Annotated in this window: 22 protein-coding genes; 14 read left to right on the forward strand and 8 right to left on the reverse strand. The window is 72.2% G+C overall.

Going from position 1 to position 24,540, the window contains the following annotated elements:
- Nucleotides 1-57: 57 nt before the first annotated feature.
- From ABD987_RS22585 to ABD987_RS22600, 4 genes are all read right to left on the reverse strand, one after another.
- On the reverse strand, nucleotides 58-1,359 hold the full coding sequence (locus ABD987_RS22585) for a hypothetical protein (RefSeq protein ID WP_345396936.1): 1,302 nt from the start codon (nucleotides 1,357-1,359) through the stop codon (nucleotides 58-60).
- A gap of 326 nt (nucleotides 1,360-1,685) precedes the next feature.
- Nucleotides 1,686-1,991, reverse strand: a complete 306-nt coding sequence (locus tag ABD987_RS22590; RefSeq protein WP_345396939.1) for a hypothetical protein — start codon at nucleotides 1,989-1,991, stop codon at nucleotides 1,686-1,688.
- Between the two features lie 209 nt (nucleotides 1,992-2,200).
- Nucleotides 2,201-2,497, reverse strand: coding sequence for a chorismate mutase (locus tag ABD987_RS22595; protein WP_345396942.1), 297 nt, complete (start codon nucleotides 2,495-2,497; stop codon nucleotides 2,201-2,203).
- Between the two features lie 165 nt (nucleotides 2,498-2,662).
- Complete coding sequence (locus ABD987_RS22600) at nucleotides 2,663-3,088, reverse strand: DUF1707 SHOCT-like domain-containing protein (RefSeq protein WP_345396945.1); 426 nt, start codon at nucleotides 3,086-3,088, stop codon at nucleotides 2,663-2,665.
- A 107-nt stretch (nucleotides 3,089-3,195) separates the two neighbouring features.
- On the opposite strand from ABD987_RS22600, the gene pcrA reads away from it, so the two are divergent.
- Both pcrA and ABD987_RS22610 read left to right on the forward strand, forming a co-directional pair.
- Nucleotides 3,196-5,613: a DNA helicase PcrA gene (pcrA, locus tag ABD987_RS22605; RefSeq protein WP_345396948.1), complete on the forward strand. Its 2,418-nt coding sequence runs from the start codon at nucleotides 3,196-3,198 to the stop codon at nucleotides 5,611-5,613.
- A gap of 424 nt (nucleotides 5,614-6,037) precedes the next feature.
- On the forward strand, nucleotides 6,038-6,232 hold the full coding sequence (locus ABD987_RS22610) for a hypothetical protein (protein ID WP_345396951.1): 195 nt from the start codon (nucleotides 6,038-6,040) through the stop codon (nucleotides 6,230-6,232).
- 301 nt (nucleotides 6,233-6,533) lie between these two features.
- Here ABD987_RS22610 and ABD987_RS22615 read toward each other — a convergent pair whose 3' ends face one another.
- Entirely contained in the window at nucleotides 6,534-7,220 is a 687-nt protein-coding gene (locus ABD987_RS22615) for a M23 family metallopeptidase (protein WP_345397522.1), read from the reverse strand.
- A gap of 552 nt (nucleotides 7,221-7,772) precedes the next feature.
- Here ABD987_RS22615 and ABD987_RS22620 point away from each other — a divergent pair.
- From ABD987_RS22620 to purH, 8 genes are all read left to right on the forward strand, one after another.
- On the forward strand, nucleotides 7,773-9,863 hold the full coding sequence (locus tag ABD987_RS22620; protein ID WP_345396954.1) for a hypothetical protein: 2,091 nt from the start codon (nucleotides 7,773-7,775) through the stop codon (nucleotides 9,861-9,863).
- Entirely contained in the window at nucleotides 9,860-10,240 is a 381-nt protein-coding gene (locus tag ABD987_RS22625; RefSeq protein WP_345396957.1) for a hypothetical protein, read from the forward strand. The genes ABD987_RS22620 and ABD987_RS22625 overlap by 4 nt, the downstream gene beginning before the upstream one ends.
- Nucleotides 10,241-10,357: 117 nt before the next feature.
- Nucleotides 10,358-11,527, forward strand: coding sequence for an ADP-forming succinate--CoA ligase subunit beta (gene sucC / locus ABD987_RS22630; RefSeq protein ID WP_345396960.1), 1,170 nt, complete (start codon nucleotides 10,358-10,360; stop codon nucleotides 11,525-11,527).
- A gap of 1 nt (nucleotide 11,528) precedes the next feature.
- Nucleotides 11,529-12,419: a succinate--CoA ligase subunit alpha gene (gene sucD / locus ABD987_RS22635; protein WP_345396963.1), complete on the forward strand. Its 891-nt coding sequence runs from the start codon at nucleotides 11,529-11,531 to the stop codon at nucleotides 12,417-12,419.
- A gap of 235 nt (nucleotides 12,420-12,654) precedes the next feature.
- Nucleotides 12,655-13,485, forward strand: a complete 831-nt coding sequence (locus tag ABD987_RS22640) for a DUF5336 domain-containing protein (protein ID WP_345396966.1) — start codon at nucleotides 12,655-12,657, stop codon at nucleotides 13,483-13,485.
- A gap of 170 nt (nucleotides 13,486-13,655) precedes the next feature.
- Entirely contained in the window at nucleotides 13,656-15,323 is a 1,668-nt protein-coding gene (locus tag ABD987_RS22645) for a cell division protein PerM (protein ID WP_345396969.1), read from the forward strand.
- A 74-nt stretch (nucleotides 15,324-15,397) separates the two neighbouring features.
- Nucleotides 15,398-16,009 (forward strand): phosphoribosylglycinamide formyltransferase, encoded by a 612-nt coding sequence (gene purN, locus ABD987_RS22650; RefSeq protein WP_345396972.1) that lies wholly within the window; start codon nucleotides 15,398-15,400, stop codon nucleotides 16,007-16,009.
- Entirely contained in the window at nucleotides 16,006-17,589 is a 1,584-nt protein-coding gene (gene purH, locus ABD987_RS22655) for a bifunctional phosphoribosylaminoimidazolecarboxamide formyltransferase/IMP cyclohydrolase (RefSeq protein ID WP_345396975.1), read from the forward strand. Before purN ends, purH begins: the two co-directional genes overlap by 4 nt.
- A 53-nt stretch (nucleotides 17,590-17,642) precedes the next feature.
- Here purH and ABD987_RS22660 read toward each other — a convergent pair whose 3' ends face one another.
- Nucleotides 17,643-18,512: a poly(ethylene terephthalate) hydrolase family protein gene (locus ABD987_RS22660; protein ID WP_345396978.1), complete on the reverse strand. Its 870-nt coding sequence runs from the start codon at nucleotides 18,510-18,512 to the stop codon at nucleotides 17,643-17,645.
- Nucleotides 18,513-18,736: 224 nt separating this feature from the next.
- Here ABD987_RS22660 and ABD987_RS22665 point away from each other — a divergent pair, with 224 nt between their 5' ends.
- Nucleotides 18,737-19,663, forward strand: coding sequence for an aminoglycoside phosphotransferase family protein (locus ABD987_RS22665; protein ID WP_345396981.1), 927 nt, complete (start codon nucleotides 18,737-18,739; stop codon nucleotides 19,661-19,663).
- A gap of 5 nt (nucleotides 19,664-19,668) precedes the next feature.
- Here the strand turns inward: ABD987_RS22665 and ABD987_RS22670 are convergent, their stop codons facing one another.
- The gene (locus ABD987_RS22670; RefSeq protein ID WP_345396984.1) at nucleotides 19,669-20,391 is read right to left on the reverse strand and encodes an isochorismatase family protein; all 723 of its coding nucleotides are present in this window, start codon (nucleotides 20,389-20,391) and stop codon (nucleotides 19,669-19,671) included.
- Between the two features lie 81 nt (nucleotides 20,392-20,472).
- On the opposite strand from ABD987_RS22670, the gene ABD987_RS22675 reads away from it, so the two are divergent.
- Nucleotides 20,473-21,003, forward strand: a complete 531-nt coding sequence (locus ABD987_RS22675; RefSeq protein ID WP_345396987.1) for a pyridoxamine 5'-phosphate oxidase family protein — start codon at nucleotides 20,473-20,475, stop codon at nucleotides 21,001-21,003.
- Between the two features lie 57 nt (nucleotides 21,004-21,060).
- Here the strand turns inward: ABD987_RS22675 and ABD987_RS22680 are convergent, their stop codons facing one another.
- Entirely contained in the window at nucleotides 21,061-21,660 is a 600-nt protein-coding gene (locus ABD987_RS22680; protein ID WP_378273080.1) for a TetR/AcrR family transcriptional regulator, read from the reverse strand.
- A 105-nt stretch (nucleotides 21,661-21,765) separates the two neighbouring features.
- On the opposite strand from ABD987_RS22680, the gene ABD987_RS22685 reads away from it, so the two are divergent.
- Together ABD987_RS22685 and ABD987_RS22690 are read left to right on the forward strand one after the other, a co-directional pair.
- Nucleotides 21,766-22,722 (forward strand): SDR family NAD(P)-dependent oxidoreductase, encoded by a 957-nt coding sequence (locus tag ABD987_RS22685; protein ID WP_345396993.1) that lies wholly within the window; start codon nucleotides 21,766-21,768, stop codon nucleotides 22,720-22,722.
- 241 nt (nucleotides 22,723-22,963) lie between these two features.
- A complete protein-coding gene (locus ABD987_RS22690) occupies nucleotides 22,964-24,460 on the forward strand; it encodes an alpha/beta fold hydrolase (RefSeq protein WP_345396996.1) in 1,497 nt (498 codons plus the stop codon).
- Nucleotides 24,461-24,540: the final 80 nt, after the last annotated feature.

Here is a 24,540-nt window from a genome sequence, read left to right on the forward strand (position 1 = left end):
ACCGTTCGGCGCACCGCACGTGCATCGGAACGGGAAGCGTGCACTTGCAGGTAACGGTTACCGGCCGTCGCTGGTGATCTTGTCTCCGTCACCGAACTTCAGCGTGTGCTGCTCGATGGTCTTGGTGCCGTCCTTGTGCGTGACCTCGACCGTGTTGACCGTCTGCGATTTCCGCTGGTCGATGGCGACTTTCTTGACCTCGAAGTAGGCGACGTCGGAGTAGCGCTCGGACAGCCGCTGGGGTCCCTGGTCGTGGAGTTCGCCGGTGGTCACCGAGGAGGCCTCGGCGGGATTGGTGGTGACCGTGTTGAAGAACTTCTCGGAGTTGTCCCCCATGGCCTGCGCGTTCTGCGGCGCGGTGTACCAGACGGGCGGCGGCGTGGTGGTCCGCTCGGCGTCGGTGATCGGCGGCTTCTGCGGCGAACGGCTCGCCGACGGCGACGACGGGCTGCCGGGCCTCGGTGTCGACGTGCCCAGCGGTGTGCCCGCCGGGTCGGCGACCGGACTGCCCAGGCTCTCCGAGGTGCCCGACGTGCCGGGGGTGGCGCCGCCCGGCACGTTGCTCGTGTTGCCGACCGCCTGCCCGGGGCGTCCGCTGCTCGGGTGCCCGCCGGTGCCGCCGCGCTGTCCCGACGAGGTCTGGGACGACGGGTCCTCGCTCACGACCGGGGCGCCGCCGCGGTAACCGGGCCAGCCGCCCTGGCTGGCCTGCTCGGTCTCCGGCTTGCCGACCAGCAGCGTCCCGGCGAACAGCAGGCCGATCACGACGGCCCCGGACGCGCCGGTGGCGAACCACGCCGCCTTGCGCCAGGTCTTCGGCGGGGTGACCGAGGCGGGCACCGAACCGAGGTCGAAGGTGCCGAGCCCGTCGGCGGGCGGGGCGAGGTAGACCCGGACGTCGTCCTCCTCCGGCACCGCGGGCCGAGGGGGCGGCGGTGTCAGCTTCACCAGGGCGCGCGGGGCCTGCTGCCGTTCGCGCTCCCTGGCCGGCGCCGCGAACGAGACCTGGACGCGGGCGGGCGGCTCGTCGGCGGGTGCCGCGGGCGGAGGCGGGGGAACGGGACGCGCCTGGCGGACCCGCTGTGGCTGGGGGAGCGGCGCGGGAAGCGGCAGGCTCCCGTGCGCGCCGAGGTAACCGGACGTCGATCCCCGGCCGGGGTCGGGTGTGCGCTGCGGCGGCAGGGGGAGGGAACCGGTCGCCGGCGGATCGATCGGCTCGGCGGCCCGGCGGTGCCGCGTGCCACCGTGACGTGGCTGCACCGGTGGTGTCCAGGTGCCCGCCGCGCCCGCCCGGTGCCTGCCCGGATGCGCGCCGCCTGTCGCCCTGCCGTGTCCTGGGTGTTCCGCCCCGACGGTCATATCGGACCGACCCTTCCGGCGGTCCGCCCTGACGCCGCCGCGGCCACGGTTAAGCCGAACGGAGCACTGTGCTCACGCGCGGAATCACGGGCGGACTCCTGAGCATCTGCACGCGCATACGAGAGGGGGCGCGCAGGGACATTGTCCCCGCGCGCCTCTCGGGCATCGCCCGACCCAGACGCAAGGGTCCTCACGCGGACCACCCTAAGAGGACCGGCGGCCGAAGTCTCCTCCGATCCTGCAAGTTGCAGATGATTCACCCGACCGGGCGCGGCCAAATGGGCGCGACCAACGCTACGGAGTGCTATAACACCTGCTCCCGCTCCTTACCCTCCGCTGCGGTACTTCGCCTGAGTCGACTGAAGCGCCTTCGTCGCGACCGCGCCGCTGCCGACGGCGATGATCATGGAAACGACGTCGAGGAACGGTCCGCCGCTGGTCAGCAGCCAGGCGAACAGCGAGGCGGCGGTGGTGCCACCCGCGAGCGCCCACCGGCTGCGGACGTACTGGGCGATCGGCGCGCCGCCCGCTCGCTTACCCGCCGCGTTGTTCAGCAGGGCCAGGTAACCCAGATGGCCCAGTGTGGCGAGCACGCTCGCGATCGCGATGACGACGGCGATGATGTTGATCATGGCTCTCCTGCCTGTCTGCCGCGTTTGCCTGGTTTGTCTATCGCGTCCGCCGCGATCGGACCGCCAGGGCACGCCGTGCGGCCACCGCCGGAAAGTGACGTCACAGGGGCGACGCCGGCCGCCGCGGCCCCGGCGGGGGTCACCGGTCACCACCAGTGTGCCCGGGCGCGGCGGCACGTGGCTCGGGGAAGACCCTGAGTTCTCCGGACCTAGCGGCCCAGCCTGCCGCGGCCGAGGTTCAGCAGCGCCATCGCCAGCTGGCGGCCCTCCGGGCCCAGCTCGCGGTAGCGGGCGAGCACGTCCATCTCGCGGTTGTAGACGATGCGGGTGCCGCCCGCCGCCATCCTGGCCGCGCCGATCGTCTTCGACACCTCCACGCGGCGTTTGACCAGCCGCAGGATCTCCGCGTCCAGCCAGTCGATCTCCTCGCGGAGCGACGAGATGTCGTCGGCCGGGGGGACCTCGGCCTCGGTCGGCTCTCCGGCGTTCTGGGCCTGCGTGTTCATGGGGACCTCTCTGAAGTCCGGAACCTCGCTCGTCCCTGGGACGGCGAAGCCCCGGGTCCGAGGACTCCGGGGCTGGATGTGACTGCGGTTTCGGGCACTACGCGATCACGGGAGCCGGAGTCCGGGTCCCGTAAAAAAATCGCTCCGCGTAGCGCCGCACGAGAATCAGTATGGCACAGCACCGCGTCCCCTCGAGCGGAAACCGCGGATCCGCGCGTGCACGAAGAGACTGACCACGAGCCAGCACATCGGCATCGCGGGCCAGAAGAACGGCGCGCCGGAGATCGCCCAGCGGATGACGAGCAGCACGCTCAGCGCGACCACCGCGGCCAGGTGCACCCGCAGGGCGGGATGGCGCAGCGCGTCCGCGGTCAGCGGCAGACGGGGACGCTTCGGCTCCGGTGCGGGCAGATCCGCGGTGAGCTCGGCGAGTTCGTCGGTGTAGCGGGCGGCGTAGACGGCGGTCAGCCGGTCCTCGACCTCGTCGAGGCCGAGCCTGCCTTCGGCGCCAGCGGCCTGGATGACGGTGGCGACCCGTTCACGGTCGCCGTCCGCGGCGCGCAGCCGCGCGGGGATCTTCTTCTCGTCCATGCTCCCGATGCTCCTTGCGGGCACCGCCCCGCGCGTCGGACACCAGGCGACACCCACGCCTACGCCCGGCGCGGTAGCTCCCGCCACCGGGGTAGCGTGGACAGGCGATGGACACCCTCTTCGAACTCCCCGCCGAAAGCCCCGCACCCGTCGCGGACGGGCCCGCCGAGCTGCTCGAGGATCTCAACCCGGCACAACGCGAAGCGGTCACCCACGCCGGTGGGCCGCTGCTGGTCGTCGCGGGCGCGGGTTCGGGCAAGACCCGGGTGCTGACCCGCCGGATCGCCTACCTGCTCGCGGCCCGCCGCGTGCATCCCGGCGAGATCATGGCGATCACCTTCACCAACAAGGCCGCGGCCGAGATGCGGGAACGCGTCGCCGCGCTCGTCGGCAGGCGCGCGAACGCGATGTGGGTGTCGACGTTCCACTCGATGTGCGTGCGGATCCTGCGCCGGGAAGCCAAAACACTGGAGATGTCGTCGAACTTCTCCATCTACGACTCCGACGACACCAAGCGGCTGATCACCCTCGTCGCGCGTGATCTGGACATCGATCCGAAGCGCTACGCCGCGCGGACGCTGGCCGTGCACATCTCGAACCTCAAGAACGAGCTCGTCGATCCGGAGCGGGCGGCCGCCGACGCGGGCAACGACCTGGAACGGCGCGTCGCCGAGGTCTACGGCGAGTACCAGCGGCGGCTCACGCAGGCCAACGCGATGGACTTCGACGACCTGATCATGCGCACGGTCGAGATGCTGCAGGCCTTCCCCGACGTCGCCGAGTACTACCGGCGGCGGTTCCGGCACGTGCTGGTCGACGAGTACCAGGACACCAACCACGCGCAGTACACCCTGGTCCGCGAGCTGGCCGGGACCGAGCCGAGCGAGTCCGGGATCGCGCCCGCCGAGCTGGTCGTCGTGGGTGACGCCGACCAGTCGATCTATGCCTTCCGCGGCGCGACGATCCGCAACATCGAGGAGTTCGAGCGGGACTTCCCGAACGCGCGCACCGTCCTGCTGGAGCAGAACTACCGCTCCACGCAGACGATCCTGTCCGCGGCCAACGCGGTGATCGCGCGCAACCCGAACCGGCGCGCGAAGCGGCTGTGGACCGACTCGGGCGACGGTGCGAAGATCGTCGGCTACGTCTCGGACAACGACCACGACGAGGCCGCGTTCATCGCGGGCGAGATCGACGCGCTCGCCGAGAAGGGCGAGGCGGAGTACTCCGACATCGCCGTCTTCTACCGCACCAACAACCAGTCCCGGGTCTTCGAAGAGATCTTCATCCGGCTCGGGCTGCCGTACAAGGTGGTCGGCGGCGTCCGCTTCTACGAGCGGCGCGAGGTCCGCGACATGGTCGCGTACCTGCGGGTGCTGGCCAACCCGGAGGACACGGTCAGCCTGCGCCGGATCCTCAACGTGCCCAAGCGCGGGATCGGCGACCGCGCGGAGGCCGTGGTCGCGACCCACGCGGAGCGGGAGCGGATCTCTTTCGCGGCCGCGTTGCGGGACGCGGTCGAGGGCAGGGTCCCGCTGCTGAATCCCCGCTCCGCCAAGGCGATCACCGGTTTCGTGGCCCTGCTCGACGAACTGGGCGAGGTCGTGGCGTCCGGCGCGGAGGTGCACGACGTGCTGGAGGCGGTGCTGGACAGGACCGGCTACCGCGTCGAGCTGGAGGAGTCGGACGATCCGCAGGACGCGTCGCGGGTGGAGAACCTGACCGAACTCGTCACCGTGGCCAGGGAGTTCGCCGAGTTCACCGCGGAGGTCCTCTCCGACGAGAACGCCGAGCTCGTCGCCGAGGAGGAGGGCACTCCCGCGCCCGGGTCGCTGCCCGCGTTCCTGGAGCGCGTTTCGCTGGTGGCGGACGCGGATTCCATCCCGTCACCGGACGGCGGTGACGAGGGCGACGGCGGCGCCGGGGTGGTCACCCTGATGACCGTGCACACCGCGAAGGGTCTCGAGTACCCGGTGGTGTTCTGCACCGGCTGGGAGGACGGCGTCTTCCCGCACATGCGGGCGCTGGGCGATCCGGCGGAGCTCGCCGAGGAACGGCGCCTCGCCTACGTCGCGATCACGCGCGCGCGGCAGCGGCTGTACGTCTCGCGCGCGCTGGTGCGCTCGGCTTGGGGCCAGCCACAGTCCAACCCGGCGTCCCGGTTCCTGGACGAGGTCCCGGCGGAGCTCGTCGACTGGCGGCGGCTGGAGCCCTCGGGCAGCGGCTTCGGCTCGTCCGGCGGCGGCACACCGCGCGCGGCGACCACCTGGGGCCGTCGTGGCGGCGGCGGTTTCTCGTCGCCGGGTGGTGGTGCTTCGGGCACCAGCCCGTTCGGCAAGGGCTGGAAGGACACCGTGGCGCTCAAGCTGGACGTCGGCGACCGGGTCAGCCACGACAAGTACGGGCTCGGCACCGTCGTCTCCTGCGACGGGACCGGGCCGAGGGCGACCGCGACGATCGACTTCGGCGCGGCGGGCAAGGTCCGGCTGATGCTGATCGGCAGCGTGCCGATGGTGAAGCTCTGATTCCCTCGTCCGTGTGAACCATGCCCGGCGGCTCATCCGCCGGGCATGTTCACGTTTTCCTGCTCTCCCAAGGCGATCCGCCGTCCCCCGGGCGGCGGCCCGCCCCCGGTGACGACGGCCCCGTCCCCACCGTCCCCCGAACTGTCGTACCCCTCCGCTATACCTGAATTCATCGAACACGAGTTCGACGAAATGGGGTAGGCTGGCAGTGTCCGCCACCCCGGAGGGGAGACGGGGTGTGGACGCGGTTTTGTTTGGGCTCCTGGCCGGCGGGGTACAGGAGTACTTGCGGGGTGTGGTGGGGACAGGTGCTCCGGATCGGGGTCCGGGGCACGGGGAGTCCACGCCACGAGGGCCTGCTTGCTCGGGGCAGGCTCCTGCGGAGGCGTGCCGCCTGGCCGCCGCCTGGCGAGCGCTGTTGCGCATGCACGAGCTGGGCGGCGACGGGCGGTGTGTCGCCTGCGGAGGCCGCCGGTGGACCACCAGGGCACGGGCGGCGGGAACGACGCGGCACGGCTGGTTCGGCTGGTGGCCGGTTCGGCGGCAGGCGTCGCTGTGCACGGTCTGGCAGGTCGCCGTGGGCTACTTCGTCCGGCGGTTGCCGGGCGGGCGGTGGTAGCGCCCATCGGACGCGTGGCGCGGTGCCGAGGGGGCGATCACGAGAGTGGCGTCCCGGCGAAACGTCGCGGGCGGTGCTCGCCCGGCTCGTCATGGCACCGATCCGGCGGCGGGCACGCGGAAAAGCGCTGAGAAGGCCGGAGGCCCCACCGGAGGTCGCGAGGGTCATCCCTCGGCGGTCAAGCGCGCTACGGCCGTTTCAGGCCGCGGAAGGCCTTGGCCGGACGCGACCGGGCGTGGTGGCAAGTCGTTCGGAAGTGTCGCGGGCGATCAGGCGCCCGCGTGATGCGAAGCGCGCCGGTTCAGAGTTCGATGCCGCGCTCGGCGAGCCACGGGCGGGGGTCGATCTTCGTCGTCCCGTTCTTCCACACCTCGAAGTGCAGGTGCGGGCCGGTGCTCTGGCCGCGGTTCCCGATCTCGGCGATCTGCTGGCCGCACTTGACCTTCTGCCCGACCGAGACGGAGAAGCTGTTCATGTGGCCGTAGACGTGGATGGTGCCGTCGGACAGCTTCACGCGGACCCAGAGGCCGAAGCCGCTGGCGGGCCCGGCGTCGATCACGGTGCCGTCGGAGGCGGCGTAGATCGGGGTGCCGATCGCGTTGGCGATGTCGACGCCCATGTGGCTCGTGCCCCACCGGGCGCCGAAACCGGAGCTGAAGGTGCCGTGTGCGGGCGCGCAGGTCTTGGGGCGCGCGGCTTCCTCGGCGGCTCTCCTGGCGGCGTCGGCCTCACGCTTCTCGCGGGCCTGGGTGACCTGCTCGCTGTCGGTCAGCTTCGCGGCCTCCGTGGAGGCGTCGGCGGCGTGACCGGTGGGCAGCAGTTCGGGTGCTCCACCCGAGGCGGCACCGCCCGCGGTGAAGGCGGCGCTCGCGTCCTGGCTGCTGGCCAGGGGGGTCACCTTCGCCTCGGAGTCGGTCCCGCTGGTGGACTTCAGGGTCTGGCCCGCGGCCGCGGCGGCGAAAGCGCCGACGGCGACGGCTCCGACCACTACCCGGCCACGAAGGGTCGAGGACGGCGCGGGGAGCCGATGCGAGCCCCGGACGCGCACGACAGCACCATCTAGTGCGTCCTGCAATGCCGGGGAAGGAGCTTGGCCGCCGGGGGAGCGGTGTGAAGCCAAGACGGGGCCTTCCATCGTCGGGGAGCCAGACCTGAGGACTCGGGCGGGGGAACCCGGTGAGCCAACCTCGGGGGTGGTTCGCTCGTGTCCTGCTTTGTGACCTGACTGTAATGGGGACCGGGGGACAGTAACGAAGGGAGACCGTTGTCGGCAAGATCTGTCCCCTGTCTGGGCCGAACGAGCGGCGGCGATCTCGCGGCTAGCTGTGGGAACTACCCAAAGTTAACCGCCGCCTACTTCATTGAATGTGACGTCGGTTACAGCTCTGTAGAGGCCGTTCGGCGGTTCCGGAGGCGTGGAACGGCCTTTGACGGGGCGGAGAGGAGGAATAAACGTTCGACACGCGATGTTGACGGTCGCTAATGCCCCGGCGGCACGGCCTCACAGCCCTTACCGCCCGGCTTGCTAGCGTCGCGGGCGATGACTTCGCGCGCACGGCCCCCGTCGAAGGACTCGCCGCCGGACCCCGCGTCCGGCCGGGCCGAGCCTTCCGGCGACGAATCCGCCGATCCGCTGTCCAGTGACGAATCCGCAGGTGACGACCCGATCAAGGGCGCCGACGCGGAGAAGAAAGAGCCGGGTGCGGCGGATTCCGCGGCGACGACCACCGCCGGGCGTTCCGCGGCGGCACCCGCCGCGTCCGCGCCCCGCCCGACCGGGAAACCCCGGTCCGGGACCCGTGGTCCGGGCGGTGCCCGGCCCCGGCGTCCCGCGACGGGAGAACCGGCGGCCACGAACGGCGGCTTGACTCCGGCCTCCATGCCTGGTGCGGAGCTGGAGGATCGGCGCCCTTCGCCGGCCTTGGTCGCGGCGCTGGTCCTGGTCGTCGCCGGCGCGCTCGCGCTGACGGCCGGGGCGCTGCTGCCGGTGTCGCCCGACGTGTCGCGGGGATTCGCCGCCTGGCCGTTGCTCGTGGTGCTGGCGCTGGTCCCGGCGGGTGCCGCGACGTGGTGTGCCCGCGCCGGGCGGCCCGGAACGGCCGCCGGACTGGTGCTCGGCCTCGCCGCGCTCGCCCCGGGGCGGTTGCTGCTGGACCTGCAGCTGCTGACCGGGGGACCGCTGGCCATCCGGCCGGAGCTGTACCTGCCGTCGCGGTTGCTGGACCGGACCGCCGCCGGGTCCGGGCTGTGGCTGCTGCTGGCGGGGCACGCGCTCACCCTGATCGCCCTCGTGCCCGCGGCGCGGGCCGCCCGGCAGCGGGCGGAGATCGCCGGGGCCGTCGGCGGGCGGCGCCGGTGGCGGCTCGTGGCGCCGTTGCTGGCCGTCGCCGCCGCGGTCGGGCTGCTGATGGCACCCGTGCGGTCCGACGACGTCTACCTGCTGGCGCGGTCGGCGTTCGAGGGCCCGTGGCCCGCGCTGGGCGGATTCCTGCTGCTCGCGGGCGCGCTCCCGCTGGTGATCGCGCTCGGTCTCGCCTCGGCCTCCGACGGCGTCGCCAGGGGCAGCCTGATCGGCGCGGCGGCGGCGGTGCTCGGCGTCGCCCTGCCCGCGGTGGCGTCCGGGCTCGTGGTGGCGAACCTGCACCTCGCCTTCGGCCCCGCCCTCGCGGTCGTCGCGGCGCTCGCCGTGCTGCTGCTGTCCGGCACCCGCCTGACCGTGCCCGAGGGTGGCCGGGAGGCCGGGGACGATCTGGCCGGGGAAGCGCGGCTGCCCGGTCTCTTCTGGTGGCGGTGCGCGTCCGGCGGACTGGCGGTGCTGACGGCGATCGCCGCGGCGATCGGCGCGTTCGCCCCGCAGCTGGTCAGCAGGGCCGGGGCCGTGCTCACCGGCCCGCCGCCGGAGAGTCCTGCCCGCTGGCTGCTGCTGGCGGTGGCGGTGCTGCTGCTCGTGCTCGGCCTGCTCATGCTGGTCCCGTCCGTCGCGGGTGCCGTCCGCCCGGTGCTCGCGGTGGGGTGGGCGGCGGTCGTGCTCGCGGGCACGGCCGTGCTCGGCACGGCGGTCACCGCCACCGAGGCGAGCAACCTCACCGGGTTCGGCGCGGACGCCGGGCAGACGGTGATCGGGTACGACCTCGGCGCGGGCGTCGGGTGGACCGTCGCGGCGCTCGTGCTCGCCCTGTGCACGGCCGCGGCCACGGTGGCCGCCGGAGTCGTGGAACGCGAGGACACCGGAACCGAGGCCCCGCGGGCGGGCGGCGCGGTGCTGACGCCGGTGGTCGCGGCGGCGGTGCTCGCGGTCGCGGCCTTCGGCCTGCCGGTCTTCACCGCCTCCGGATACACCCCGCCGGGACTGTGGACGAACTTCGGCACCGCGTCCGGGGGACTGCTGACCGCGCTCGCGGTGGTCCTCGGCTCGCTGGCGCTGGCGCCGCGCTCCCGCCCCGGCCCGGCCGCGGCCGGGCTGCTCGGCGTGGCGCTGCTGGCCGCGGCGCACGCGGCCGAGTACCCGCTCGTCGGCTCGGCGCTCGCGGACGCGCGACCGGCGACCGGATTCTGGCTCGCCCTCGGGACGCTGGCGGCCGCGCTCGTCGCGGCCGGGACGGCCCTCGGCGGCGCACGGCGGCGGTCGTGAGCGGACCGCCGCCGCGGGTCCTGCTCGCCGAGATCGGCGAGGGCGGGCCGGACGCGGCGCTGCTCGGCCGCCTGCTGCGCGACGAGGGCATGGAGGTCGTCCATGCCGGCGCGCTCGGCACCGCCGAGCAGCTCGTCCGCACCGCCGACCAGGAGGACCCCGACGTGCTCGGCGTCGTGGTGGCGCCCGGCGCCGGCGCCGCCCTCGCCGGGCTGGACGCGTTGTCGCCCGAGGTGCACCTTTTCGTGCTCGGCGCCGCACCCGACGGTGTCGAGCGCCGCCCTGTGCGGGCCTTCGAGACCGCGGAAGAAGTCGTCGGCTGGCTCTCCGGTGTGCGTTCTCACACCGGTGAAGCACCACCTGACCGCGTACGGTGACCGACTTCACCAGGTGCGGAGTCCCCTGCGTCTGCGCAGGTCGCTAACCTCGACTGGTCCGACAGCGCGGTCCGGCAACGGACCACCACAGTGGCGTGTCGTCAGGAGACTGGAGTAGTGGACCTCTACGAGTACCAGGCGAGGGATCTCTTCGCCGCCCACGGAGTACCGGTTCTGCCGGGCTCGGTGGCTAGCACCCCCGAAGAAGCCAAGGCCGCCGCGGAGCAGATCGGTAACCAGGTCGTCGTCAAGGCGCAGGTGAAGGTCGGCGGCCGTGGGAAGGCGGGCGGCGTCAAGCTGGCCCAGACGCCGGACGAGGCGAAGGAGAAGGCGGAAGCCATCCTCGGCCTCGACATCAAGGGCCACATCACGCGTCGCGTGCTCGTGGCCGAAGCCTCGGACATCTCGTCCGAGTACTACTTCTCCTTCCTGCTGGATCGGGCGAACCGCACGTTCCTGGCGATGGCGTCCTCCGAGGGCGGCATGGAGATCGAGCAGCTCGCGGTCGAGCGCCCCGACGCGCTCGCGAAGATCCCGGTCGACGCGATCACCGGTGTCGACAAGGCGAAGGCGCTCGAGATCCTGAAGGCCGGAAACTTCCCGGCCGAGATCATCGACGAAGCCGCCGACGTGGTCGTGAAGCTCTGGGAGACCTTCGTCTCCGAGGACGCCACCCTGGTCGAGGTCAACCCGCTGGTCCGTGACCCGCAGGACAAGATCATCGCCCTCGACGGCAAGGTCACCCTCGACGAGAACGCCTCCTTCCGCCACCCGGCGCACGAGGAGCTCGTCGACAAGCAGGCCGAGAACCCGCTCGAAGCCAAGGCCAAGGCCAAGGACCTCAACTACGTCAAGCTCGACGGCGAGGTCGGCATCATCGGCAACGGCGCGGGCCTCGTGATGTCCACTTTGGACGTCGTGGCCTACGCGGGTGAGAAGCACGGCGGCGTCAAGCCCGCCAACTTCCTCGACATCGGCGGCGGCGCGTCCGCCGAGGTGATGGCGGCCGGGCTGGACGTCATCCTCAACGACACCGACGTGAAGAGCGTGTTCGTCAACGTCTTCGGCGGCATCACCGCCTGCGACGCGGTGGCGAACGGCATCGTCGAGGCGCTGAAGATCCTGGGCGACGAGGCCACCAAGCCGCTGGTCGTCCGCCTGGACGGCAACAACGTCGTCGAGGGCCGCCAGATCCTCGCCGACGCGAACCACCCGCTGGTCACCGTGGTGGACACAATGGACAACGCGGCCGACAAGGCCGCCGAGCTCGCCGCGGCAGGTGCGTGACATGTCGATCTTCCTCACCGAGAACAGCAAGGTCATCGTGCAGGGCCTCACCGGCTCCGAGGGCACGAAGCACGCGACCAAGATGATCAAGTCCGGCACCAACATCGTGGGTGGCGTGAACGCCCGCAAGGCCGGCCAGAAGGTCACCATCGAGGGCAAGGAACTCACCGTGTTCGGCACGGTCGAGGAGGCCATGAAGGAGACCGGCGCCGACGTGTCGGTCATCTTCGTGCCGCCGAAGTTCGCCAAGGACGCGGTCATCGAGGCGATCGACGCCGAGATCGGCCTCGCCGTGGTCATCACCGAGGGCATCCCGGTGCACGACTCGGCCTACTTCTGGGCGCACGCGGTCGCCAAGGGCAACAAGACCCGCATCATCGGGCCGAACTGCCCCGGCGTGATCAGCCCCGGCAAGTCCAACGCGGGCATCATCCCGGCCGACATCTCCGGCGCGGGCAAGATCGGCCTGGTGTCCAAGTCCGGCACGCTGACCTACCAGATGATGTACGAGCTGCGTGACATCGGCTTCTCCACTGCCGTCGGCATCGGTGGCGACCCGGTCATCGGCACCACGCACATCGACGCGCTCGAGGCGTTCCAGAACGACCCCGAGACCGAGGTCATCGTGATGATCGGCGAGATCGGCGGCGACGCCGAGGAGCGCGCGGCCGACTACATCAAGGCCAACGTCACCAAGCCGGTCGTCGGCTACGTCGCGGGCTTCACCGCGCCCGAGGGCAAGACCATGGGCCACGCCGGCGCCATCGTCTCCGGCTCCTCCGGCACGGCCGCCGCGAAGAAGGAGGCCCTCGAGGCCGCGGGCGTCAAGGTCGGCAAGACGCCGAGCGAGACCGCCGTACTCGCGCGGGAGCTGTACAACTCCCTCCACTGAGTGGAGCAAAAGCCGCTTCCACACAGCGAACCGACAGGGCCGGGCACCACAATGGGTGCCCGGCCCTCGTCTGTGTCCTGGCCCATGTGAACCGATCGGGTGAACCGGACGTCTCACGGCCCGTACAGAGGCTTGCCCCCGGGTGCGCTAGCGTCCGGTGCGCACAGCCGCCACGTTCCGTCCCCGGAGTACCGGCGCGCCCCGGGGTTGCCGGTCGAGCGACAGGAGAGCATCGATGACCTTCCCCAGTGGTGGGCCTGGCTACCCCCAGCAGGGTGGCGGCCAGCAGCCGCCCAGCACCCCGCCCCACTCGGGCGCCTTCCCGCCGCAGGCGCCCCCGCAGCCCCCGCCGCCCGCGGCGGCGGGCGTCGCGATCCCGCAGAACCTGCCGATGCTGCTTTCGCTCGCCGTGACGGTGCTCGGCGTCGTGCAGTACTTCATCGGCTTCTCCGACGAGGCGAGCGTCGTCGGGCAGGAGACGCTCTTCCTGCTCGTGGGTGGTCTGCTCGCCGCGCTCTACGTGCTGCCGAAGGGCCCGAAGGCGCTGCCGTTCGCCGCGCTGTTCAGCCTGCTCGGCGCGTTCGAGACGCTGGACGACATCATCGGTGTCCGCGAAGGTGTCTCCGTCCCCGGCATCGTCACGGTGATCTTCATCCTCGGCATCCTGCAGATGCTGCTCGCGGTCGGCGCGCTGCTGCTCGAGCACGGTGTCATCAAGCCGCCCGCGCCGAAGCCCGCCGCGCCGCAGGCCCCGTACGGCCAGCAGTTCGGCCAGCCGGGACAGCCGCAGGGGACGACCCAGTTCGCCCAGCCCTCGCCGCAGCAGTACGCCCAGCAGCCGGGGCAGCCGCAGGCGCCGCAGGGCCCGGTCGCCGCGGCCGGTGAGCCGTCCGCGCCGTTTTCCCAGCCGGCGAGCTACACCCCGCCGACGCCGCCCACCCCGCCGCCGTCCCAGGCCACGACCTACGCGCCGCAGCAGGGCCAGTTCTTCCAGCAGCCCTCCTCGTCTTCGGGCGAGCAGCAGAACCCGGGCACCCCGCCCGGCGGGTTCGGCAAACAGGGCTGAGCCACCGACCGGCAACACCCGCGCCCACTGTGACCCTCGCTCCGGCGATGTCACAGTGGGTGTCGGTCTTTTCGGGGTCTTGCCCCGACCGGGTGGGTTAGGTTCCCCACGCCCCGGACGGGCGGCGTGGCTCACCCGGACGGCCCAGTCCGGATGTCAGGGTGGCGATCATGGAGCTGCTCACCCGACCCGAACGCCCGCCGGGCGACGAGCCGGTGAGCGACCCCGGGCCCGGCACGGTCACCCCGGCGAAGCGGGCGCGGGTGTTGCTCGCCGCCGCCCTCGGTCCGCTGGTCACCGGCTATGCCGTGGTCGCCACGCTGCTCGCGCTCGTCACGCTGACCGCGGAACGGGCGACGTTCTCGGCTGCGGGCGCCCTGCTCGCCGCCGGCCCCGGCTGGCTCGCCGCGCACCAGGTGCGGCTCGACCTCGGCGGTCACCCACTCGGAGTACTGCCGCTGTTGCCCACCATCGGCGTGGTCCTGCTGACGGCGCGGGCCGCCTCCCGCGCCGCGCGACGGCTCGGCTGCCGGAGCGCCCGCCGGGCGGTCCCGGTGATCGCCACCATCGCCGGCGCGCACGCCACCTTCGGCCTGCTCGTCGCCCTCCTCTCGCTCGGCGCCCCGGTCTCCGCGAACCCGTTCACCGCCTTCGTGGTGCCCGGCCTGTTCGCCGGGCTGTCCGCGACGGTCGGCGTCGTCCGCCGCTGCGGCCTGCCGGACGTCGTGCGCGGGCGGCTCGACCCGCTCGCCGTGCGCGGGCTCCGCGCCGGCGCGCTCGGTCTCGCCGCGCTGGTGCTCGGCGGCGCGCTCGTGTTCGCGCTCGCCACCGTGCTCTCGGTGTCCACAGTGGACAAACTGTTCGGGACGGGCGCCGGGAGCGGTTTCGGGCTCCTGCTGCTTTCGCTGCTCTACCTGCCCAACGCGGTCGTGGCCGCGCTGTCGTTCATGACCGGTCCTGGGTTCTCCGTCGGCACGGCCACCTCGGGTATCTTCGGCTCCTCCGGCGGGCCGGTGCCGGGAGTGCCGCTGCTCGGTGGCTTCCCCGAGCACCCGGCGTCGTGGTGGCCCGTGCTGCTCGTCCTGCCCGCGCTCGCCGGCGCGCTCGTCGGCTGGTCGGTCCGCCGGATCGACGAGGACCCCGCGGCACGGGTGCGCACCGTCGCCGTCGCGGGCGCGGTGGTCGGCTTCGGCTGCGTCGTACTCGGCACCCTCGCCGGCGGGCGGCTCGCCGACGGGCCGTTCGACCCGGTGAGCATCCCGGTCGGCGTCGCCTCGATCGTGGCCTTCTGCTGGATCGTCATCCCCGGCGGGTTCGTGACGTTCTTCGCCGGGCCGCACGCCCCGGCCCGACCGCCCGCGGAACTCGCCGAGGAGCTGCCCGAAACCGCCGAAACCGCCGACGACTCGGACGAGGCCGCGGACATTGGCGACACCGCTGACACCGCTGACGCGGGAGAAGAAGCGTCCGAAGAGGACGGAGACGAGGGCGAAGACCTCGATGCCGAGGCGGAGGACGTCGACGGCGACGGAGCGAATGGACCGTTCGCTCCGTTCGAAGGCCCCCTACCGGACAGCCTAGAGGTGGGGGACGACGAAAACGGGGACGACGAAGGCCGGGATGACGGCGCGGGGGCCGGGGCCGCGGTCGAGTACGACGCCGAATACGACGAGGAGTTCGACGCGGAGGCCGACGCGGAACTCGGTCTCGAGCTGCCCGAGGACGTCGCGCCCGACCAGCCCGTCGACGAGTCCGCGCCGCGGCCGGAGCGGCCGGGCCCTGTGACCGAGTCCACCGAGGGGTCCGGCGACGACGCGCCCGCGGGACCCGACCGTTAGGGTTGACGCGACCTGCTGAAGCGCCGTGCGCCCGGGGCGTACCGCCGAGCAAGGAGCCCGTTCTGGCCAGCCGCTTGGACCTGCCCACTCCGGTGAAGATCGTCGTGCTCGCCTCCGGCTCTGGCACGCTGCTGCAGGCGCTGCTCGACGCCGCCGCCCAGCCCGGCTACCCGGCGGAGATCGTCGCCGTCGGCGCCGACCGCACCGGCATCGAGGCGCTCACCAGAGCCGAGCGCGCGGGCGTCCCGTCGTTCACCGTGCGGGTCGCCGACCACCCCGACCGCGCCGCCTGGGACAAGGCGCTCACCGAGGCCGCCGGCGCCTACCAGCCCGACCTGGTCGTCTCCGCCGGGTTCATGAAGATCCTCGGCGCCGAATTCCTCGGCCGGTTCACCGTGGTGAACACCCACCCGGCGCTGCTGCCGTCGTTCCCCGGGATGCACGCGGTGCGCGACGCGCTCGCCGCCGGCGTGCGCGTCACCGGGTCGACCGTGCACTTCGCGGACGCCGGGGTGGACACCGGGCCGATCATCGCGCAGGAAGCGGTGATCGTGGAGCCCGAAGACGACGAAGACGTCCTGCACGAGCGGATCAAGGCCGTGGAACGCAGGCTCCTGGTGGAAACGATCGAGCGACTGGGCCGTGGTGGCTGCGCCGTCGACGGACGAAAGGTGAGTTTTTCGTGAGCGAGATTGGCAGCGAGACCGGTACCGGCCAAGGGCGCCGCCCGATCCGCCGGGCGCTGATCGGCGTCTCGGACAAGGCAGGCCTGCTCCAGCTCGCCACCGGCCTGCACGCGGCGGGCGTGGAGATCGTGTCGACCGGCGGCACCGCCAAGGTCATCGCGAACGCCGGTGTCCCGGTCACTCCCGTCGAGCAGGTCACCGGCTTCCCCGAGTCCCTCGACGGGCGGGTCAAGACGCTGCACCCGCGCGTGCACGCCGGGCTGCTCGCCGACCAGGACAACGCCGACCACGTCGAGCAGCTGCGCAAGCTCGAAATCGCGCCGTTCGACCTGCTCGTGGTCAACCTGTACCCGTTCACGCAGACCGTGGCCTCCGGCGCGAGCCCCGAGGACTGTGTCGAGAACATCGACATCGGCGGCCCGGCCATGGTGCGCGCCGCCGCGAAGAACCACGGCAGCGTCGCGGTCGTCGTCGACCCGGCCCGCTACGAATGGGTTCTCGACCGCGTCGCCGCGGGCGGCTTCGACCTCGCCGACCGCAGGCGCCTCGCCGCGCAGGCCTACGCGCACACCGCCGCCTACGACACCGCCGTCGCGTCCTGGTTCGCCAACGTGTACGCCCCGGCGGACGACTCCGGCTTCCCCGACTTCACCGGCGCCACCTGGGAACGCGCGGACGTCCTGCGCTACGGCGAGAACCCGCACCAGAAGGCCGCGCTCTACCGGCACCACCGGCCGGGCCTCGCGCACGCCGAGCAGCTGCACGGCAAGGCCATGTCGTACAACAACTACGTCGACACCGACGCCGCGCGTCGCGCCGCCTTCGACTTCGCCGAGCCCGCCGTCGCGATCATCAAGCACGCCAACCCGTGCGGCATCGCGGTCGGCGTCGACGTCGCCGAGGCCCACCGCAAGGCCCACGCCTGCGACCCGGTTTCCGCCTACGGCGGCGTGATCGCCACCAACCGGCCGGTCAGCCGCGAGGCCGCCGAGCAGATCGCCGAGGTGTTCACCGAGGTCGTGCTGGCCCCGGACTTCGATGACGAGGCGCTGGAGATCCTGCGGCGCAAGAAGAACGTGCGGCTGCTGAAGCTGCCCGCGATCGAAAGCCCCGACCCGATCGAGTTCCGGCCGATCTCCGGTGGCGTGCTGGTGCAGACCGTCGACGCGATCGACGCGCCCGGCGACGACCCGGCGAACTGGCAGCTCGCCACCGGTTCGCCCGCCGACGAGCAGACCCTCGCCGACCTGGAGTTCGCGTGGCGCTCGCTGCGTGCGGTGAAGTCCAACGCGATCCTGCTCGCGCACGACCGCGCCACCGTCGGCGTCGGGATGGGCCAGGTCAACCGCGTCGACTCCTCGCGGCTCGCGGTGTCGCGGGCGGGGGACCGGGCCAAGGGCTCGGTCGGCGCGTCCGACGCGTTCTTCCCGTTCCCGGACGGCCTCGAGGTGCTCATCGAGGCCGGGGTCCGCGCGGTGGTGCAGCCCGGCGGGTCGATCCGCGACCCCGAGGTCATCGCCGCCGCCGAGGCCGCCGGGATCACCCTGTACCTCACCGGCACCCGCCACTTCGCCCACTGACCTGCCGCGCGAAGTGCGTTTAGCCCGCTAAACGCACTTCGCGCGGGCCGGGGTCAGGAACCGGGAATGGCCTGGGCCGGCGCGTTGCGCCGGACGCTCGACCACGCGTGGTCGTCGCACAGCCGACAGCTCGTCGCCGGGCCGAAGAACACCGGCCTCGCCTGTTCGTCGCCCATCAGCCAGAACCGGAACCACGCGGTGATCGCGCCGCGGAAGCCCCCGCCGTCGCCGACCGGCGTGAAGTGCGTGGCACCGGCCAGCTCACCGTAGATCGCGGGGATCTTCGTCGCCTGGTTGTAGCGCGGGATCACCAGCAGCGGTGGCGCGACGATGAGGTCGGCCTGGCCGCCGAGGATGAACATCGGGCCGTGCAGCGCGCTGATGCGGCCCTGCGGCCCCGGCTCGATCGGGACCGTCGTGGAGATCCGCGCGTCGGCGCCCGCCGCGATCGCCCCGCCGCCGCCCTGTGAATGCCCGGTCGCGCCGACGTGTCCGACGTCGATCTTCTGGTGGTACTCGCTGCCCGCGCGGCCGTTCTCCGCGATGAGTGTGGCGGCGCCGTCGAGCATTTCCCGCCCCGATCCGGCGTTGATCGTGTCGGCCGCCGCGACGACGAACCCGTGCGACGCCAGATGCCGCAGCAGCGCGCCGTAGACCGGCGGCGTCGCCCCGGTGCCGTTGCCCCAGACGATCACCGGATGCTTCAGGCCGTTCTCGCCGAGGATCGTTGGCCGGTACACGGTGTGGGCCGCGTCCAGCGCCTCGGTCGTGACCGGGAACGGGCCAGGATCGGCCCAGTGGCCGTCGACCGGGGGAAACCCGGCCTGCGAGGCGGCCGCGGCCGGCGCGGTGAGCAGCGCGACCGCGGTGATGATCGTGAGGAGCCCGGCCCACCACCGGGCCCGATGCGACGTGCGCGCCATGCCATCACTCCTTGGTGACGCGGATGCGGACCAGCCCATGATCGCGCGGTGACCGGTTCGTCACCATGGGGAACCCGCTCGGCATTTCCCCGGATCGATCGTGACGGAGCACAGTGGCCGGTTCGGGTACCGTCGGGGACATGCGTTGACGCCTGCCCGGCTGCCGGGCACCCCCAGCACTCCTTCGTGCCACCACCGAAACCGGAAGTCACGAAGGAGAACCCATGAACACGTCGACACCCATCGACGTCCCCGAAGCACTGGCCGCGATCCACAGCGGGAACGACAGCGGCCGCGCGTGGCTCGCCGCGCTGCCCCGGCAGGCGGAGGAGTTCCTCGAACGTTGGGCGCTGCGCCCGGACGGCCCCGTCACCCACGGCATGGCCTCGCTCGTGCTGCCGGTGATCCGCGCAGACGGCGTCCGCGCGGTGCTCAAGCTCCAGCAGGCCAGCGAGGACAACGCGGGCGCGCCGCTGGGCCTGCGGACGTGGAACGGCGACGGCGTCGTCCGGCTGCTCGACCTCGACCAGGACACCGGCGTGATGCTGCTCGAACGGCTGGACGAGACCCGCCCGCTGTCCGCGCTGCCCGACGACGGCGCCGCGATGGTGATCCTCGCGGACCTGCTCACGCGCCTGACCGCCGTGCCCGCGCCGGCGGGCCTGCGCGGGCTGGCCGACATCGCCGGGGCGATGCTCCGGCAGGCGCCGCGCGCGGTCCCGGCGCTGCGCGATCCGGCCGAGCGGCGCCTGGTCCGCACCTGCGCGTCCGCCGTGGCCGAGCTGATCACCGAGCCCGGCGACCGCCTGCTGCACTGGGACCTGCACTACGACAACATCCTTGCCGGGCACCGGGAACCCTGGCTGGCCATCGATCCCGAACCGCTCGCCGGCGATCCCGGTTTCGATCTCCTGCCCGCGCTGGACAACCGCTGGGACGACGTGGTCGCGACCGGCGACGTGCCCCGCGCGGTGCTCCGCCGCTTCGACCTGCTGACCGAGACGCTGGACCTCGACCGGCGGCGCGCCACCGGCTGGACGCTCGGCCGGGTGCTGCAGAACGCGTTGTGGGACATCGAGGACGGCAAGACCGCGCTGGAACCGGTCCAGCTCGCCATCGCCACCACCCTGCTGGAGCACCGGGCGGGCTGAGCCGTTCACGGCGGACCGGCCGCGCGGGCACCGCCGTCGGCGATCATCGTCAGCACCTCCTCGGCAGGACGGACATCGCCGAACGACCGGTAGATCGTGTGCAGGGTGGCGTTGTGCTCGGTGTCGCCGACCGCCGCGGTCGCGTCGGCGACCATGACGACACGCAGGCCGAGGGTGCTCGCGTCCCGCGCCGAGGACTCACAGCACACGTTGGTCAGGGTGCCGGTGATCAGCACGGTGTCGATCCCTTGCCGCGCGAGCACTTCCGGTAACACGCAGCGGCCGGGGAAGAAGGCGCTGGCCGCCGACTTCTCGGCCACCACGTCACCTTCGTGGACCTGGAAACCCGGCCAGAGCCGTGCCGGGGGCGGACCCGCGCCGCCCCCGGCACGGTATTTCTCGGCCACCTCCTGGCCGTAGAACGCCACGGCCGCCGCCGTCGCCCGCGCCGGCACCGCCGGGACCACCCAGGCGACCGTGCCGCCCGCCCGGCGGAGCGCGCCCGCGAGACGGTCGACGACGGGGACGGTGCCCCGGCAGTACGGGTTTTCCTCGACGAAGAACGGGATCATGTCGATCACCACCAGCGCGGTCCGCGCCGGGACGAGCCGGGGGAACGCGAACCGCCTGCCGCGGCGCGCCTCGTGCCGGGCGTACTCCCGCGGCTCGATCCGCCAGCTGTGCTGTTTTCCGCCGGTGGCCCGGTCGGTCCCGCCCTCGGTTGCCACGTCGGCGACAGTAGCCGGGCACCCCGACAAAAAACCGGCTCCCGGTTGTCGAACCGGGCGCACCCCGTTCGACGCACTGGTATGACTGACAAAGATTTCGCACCGGCCTCGACCACCAACCTCGACCGATACGGGTCCCCGGAACTTCCGTGGAGCCGCCCGCGTGACGTCCTCGTCGAGGACACCCCCGGCGTCGACCTGACGTTCTTCCTCGCGACCGTGCGCCCCGACGGACGGCCGCATTCGGCGGGCGTCGGCGCCGTCTGGCTGGACGGCGCGCTGTACTTCACGAGCGGGCCGGGCACCCGCAAATCGCGCAACCTGGCGGCGAACCCGGCCTGTAGTGTTTCGGTGCGCCTGCGCGGCATCGACCTGGTGCTGGAAGGCACGGCCCACCGGGTCACCGATGTGTCCACTTTGGAGCGAGCGGCCGCCGTCTACCGCTCGGGCGGCTGGCCGGCTTCGGCGGCGGACGGCGGACTCACGGCCTCCTACAGCGCGCCCAGCGCGGGACCCGCGCCATGGCACCTCTACCGGCTCACGCTGGACACCGCCGTCGGCGTGGCCACCGCCGAGCCGTACGGCGCCACCCGCTGGGACTTCCGCCGCTGAGCACCGTCGGAACCCGGGCGGGTCGGCCCCTCGTGTGCCCGGCGAAAACCCCGCGACTCACGGGCTGTCCCTTGCCGCGGGGATCCCGTGCCGGATCGCGTCGATCAGCATGTGCACGAGTTGCTCCACGCTGACCCGCCACGTGTCCTTCGCCAGATGACCGCTGAGTTCCATGCCCGCGATGCCGTGTGCGCTCGACATCAGCAGCGCGCCGTACCGAGGCGCGTCGGATTCGCCGACCACATCCGCGACCAGGGCCAGGAACACGCCCTCGAGACGGCCCGCGGCCTTCAGCGCCGCAGGCGTGTCAGCCGGAGCGCTGAACATCAGCGCGTACCGGTGTGGCCGCCGGCGAGCGACGTCGATCAACGCCAGAACGGCTCGCTCCAGCCGTATGTCCGAAGTGGACTCGAGGTTCGCGCGAAGGTGCTCGACGTCGTCCGCCAGTGAACTCCACGCGTTGATGGCGAGCTGGGCCAGCAGATGTCCCTTGTTCTCGAAGTGCCCGTAGGGCGCACCTCGTGAGACTCCGGCCCGAGCTCCGACCGCGCGCAGGGTCACCGCGTCGGGACCGCCCTGGTCGAGCAGCTCGGAAGCGGCGCGGACAAGAGCTTGCCGCGTGGCCTCGGCGGTCTCGGTGCGTGTCACAGCGGCCATTCTAGTTGACAGTGTCATCCGAACTGGGCAGGCTATTCCATATGACAGTGTCATATGAGTTGCCGGGCACTGGGCCCGGCTGACTGAATCGGGAGGGATCGATCCATGCCGTCTCCGCAAGAACTCCTGCCCGACCTGACGGGCCGCACCATCGTCGTGACCGGGACGACCTCCGGCCTCGGCCTCGCCCTCTCCGGTGCGCTGGCGGCGGCCGGTGCCCGGATCCTGATGACCGTTCGCGACGCCGAGCGTGGCGCGGCGGCCGTCGACCAGGTGCGCGCCGGGATCGACGGCACCGGGTCGGCCGAGCCCGTTCTGCTCGACCTGGCCGACCTCTCCTCGGTACGGGCCGCCGCCGCGGAGATCCGGGAACGCGCCGGGGACCGGATCGACGTGCTGATCAACAACGCCGCGGTGTCGTTGGGGCCGCACAGCCGGACCCCGGACGGGTTCGAGCTGCAGATCGGCACCAATCACCTCGGCCCGGCCGCGCTGACCTGGCTGCTGATGCCCGCGCTGCGGGCGGCCGGAGATCGCGGGCGGCCCGCCCGGGTCGTGACGACGTCCAGCCTCGGCCACCGCACCGGTGGACTCGACCTCGCCGACCTGCATTGGGAGCGCCGGCGTTACTCGCCAACCCGCGCCTACGGAGCCTCCAAGCTCGCGAACCTCCTGTTCGCCGCGGAGCTCGATCGCCGGCTGCGCGCCGCCGGCGACCCGGTGCTGTCGATCGCCGCGCACCCGGGACTGACGACGTCACAGCTGCTGGCCAACGCCCTGGCCCGCGGGAGCACGTGGAGGTCCCGCCTTCTCGTGCTGCCGGACCGATACCTCTCGCAGCCGGTCGCCGCCGGTATCGCACCCCAGCTCGTCGCCGCCACGGGACCGGCTGATGGCGGCGACTACCTGGGCCCGGCCGGACCGTTCGAGATCCGCGGCCCGGCCGGTCCGGCGCGTCGCTCGGCGGCTGCCAGGGACCGGGGGCTCGCGAACGAGCTCTGGCGGATCACGAGCGCCGCCACCGGGGTCGATCCGGACCCCGGGCCCGCGATCCGCGCCTGACCGCGACGCCTGCCGTCGCACCGCTGCTACTTGTCGTAAGCATGCCGGGGGTGCCCCACTGCGCACCACCGTGAATGTGTCCTCGGTCACGAATTCGCCGGAGGGAAACCCGGCGCCCTGCCTCCCTCGACTACCCCGGCGAAACCGTGGGCCGGGGTCGGCTGCCGGATTTCCGGTTCCTTGGCGCGCAAGCAGTTCGCGGTGCCGTATCGGTGGTGGGTTCGAGTCGAGGAGGATGGAAATGGTCCTGCGGGAGATGGTGGCGATAGCCGGCGCGGCTGTAGCGGCTCTCGGGCTCGCCGTGCCGGCCGAGGCGGCGCAGGCGTCGCCGACCTGGACGCCGTGCACGCAACTTGCACCGTCGTGGCCGAAGCAGGCCGGTACGAGCGCCGAATGCGCGACGGTGACCGTGCCGGTCGACTACGCCCGGCCGGACGGTCGGTCGCTGCAACTGGCGGTGGACCGGATCCCGGCGTCCGATCCGGCGCACCGGCGCGGGGTGCTGATGCTGAACCCGGGCGGGCCGGGCGGCACCGGGATGTCGATGCCCGAACTCGTCCGCACCAGCAAGCTCGGCGAGCTGGGCAAGTACTACGACCTGGTGAGCTTCGATCCGCGTGGTACCGGGTTCAGCGGGCAGGTCGATTGCCAGGGCCTCGGCGGTGCACCGCGGCCGCGGCCCGGACAGTCCGAAAAGGACTATCTGGCCACCTGGATCACGTGGCATTCGGACCTCTACGGCGGCTGCGCGGCGAAGGACCCGGAGTTCGCCGCCCACCTCGGCGTCGAGACCATCGCGCGGGACCTGGACCGGGTCCGGGAAGCCCTCGGCGAGCGGAAGCTCGACTACTTCGGCATTTCCTGGGGCACCGGCCTCGGCGCGGCCTACCGAAGCCTGTTCGACGACCATGTCGGGCGGATGGCGATCGATTCGGTGCTGCCCCCGGACCTGGATCTCGACCACTTCGAGGCGGACGAGACGAAAGCCCAGAACGACAACCTGCTCCGGTTCGCCGGCTGGATGGCCGAACGCGACGCCGTGCTCCACCTCGGCGCGACCGGGGACCAGGTGTACGCGACCGAACTCGCGCTCAGTGCCGAACTCAAGGCCCATCCGCGCACGGTCGTGGTGAACGGCCAGACGCTCGAGCTGAACGACACCTGGGTGCAGAACATGGCCTTGTCCCTTTCGCCGGACTGGGGCTACGGCGCCTCGGCGCTGGCCGCTGTGCGGGCTGGGAAGAACCCGCCCGCGCGGCAGCCCAAGGCGGCGACCACGGCCGGGTTCGGCTGGGACGAGAAGCGCCCGTACACGCTCAACCGGTTCGTGCAGCACGGAATCAACTGCGCCGACACCACCGGAACCCGCGATCTGGACCGCGTGTGGCAGGAGTTCAGCGCACTGCGCGAGCAGTACCCGATGTCCACCGCGGATGTGCCGGTCTACGCCGGCAGTTGCGTGCGGTGGCCGTACGCCGGGAAGGCCTTCGACTACCGCCCCGGCCACAGCGACCTGCAGATCATCGGGCACCAGTACGAACCCGTGACCCCTTATGCCGGGGCGTGGGAAATGCGTCAGCGCATCGGTGGTGCGGTGCTGACCGTGCGGGACGACGTCCACGGCTCGCTGGCGAACCTGCCCTGCGCGAGCAAGGTGGTCCGGTTCTTCGAGACCGGGGTGCCCGCCATCGGCGGCTGCGACGGGGCACCGGTCCCGGAACCGGTGTCGATGCCCTGAACCACGCCGTCCCAGTGCCCGGCACGGACGACAAACCGGTCCGACACACGACAAACACGGCTGTCCGTCACGCCGCGCTT

The organism is Amycolatopsis samaneae, from assembly GCF_039541975.1.
GTDB classification, from domain to species: domain Bacteria; phylum Actinomycetota; class Actinomycetes; order Mycobacteriales; family Pseudonocardiaceae; genus Amycolatopsis; species Amycolatopsis samaneae.